This window comes from Agrobacterium sp. a22-2 (genome assembly GCF_012276985.1).
In the GTDB taxonomy this organism is placed as follows: Bacteria; Pseudomonadota; Alphaproteobacteria; order Rhizobiales; family Rhizobiaceae; genus Allorhizobium.
In genome coordinates this window covers 1-380 of sequence record NZ_JAAXMM010000131.1, presented here as the reverse complement: position 1 = coordinate 380, position 380 = coordinate 1, and the positions used below count along the sequence as shown (strand labels likewise).

Below are 380 nucleotides of genomic sequence, written 5' to 3'. Positions count from 1 at the left end.
TACCTCAAGAGGTAATAAATAAATGGCAAACGAATGCACTCCCGGTGTCTGGGATACACTAGTTGACTCGACAAAAGAAACTGAAAACCTACGTATCCGTTCCCAACTCATGCGGGCTCTCACCCGTACTATAAAGGGCTGGGATCTTCCGCAAAAAGACGCTGCTGCTCGCCTACATGTTACGCAACCGAGATTGAATGATCTTCTCAAAGGCAAGATTGACAAGTTCTCTCTGGACGCCCTGGTAAACCTACTGGACGCGGCTGATCTGACTCTTGAGATATCAGTGATCCCACGTGCAGTATAAACCATGGGGACGCAGCTTGATACGGCCACCGGGTGGTTTCATGACAGCAAGGAAATAAAGAAAATGACAACTG

The 380-nt window shown here is 47.9% G+C and carries 1 protein-coding gene; it reads left to right on the top strand.

Features of this window, described 5'->3' with window-relative positions; translation table 11 throughout:
• Positions 1 to 22: 22 nt before the first annotated feature.
• A complete protein-coding gene (locus tag HFC70_RS26730) occupies positions 23 to 307 on the top strand; it encodes a helix-turn-helix domain-containing protein (protein WP_015968924.1) in 285 nt (94 codons plus the stop codon).
• Positions 308 to 380 lie beyond the last annotated feature (73 nt).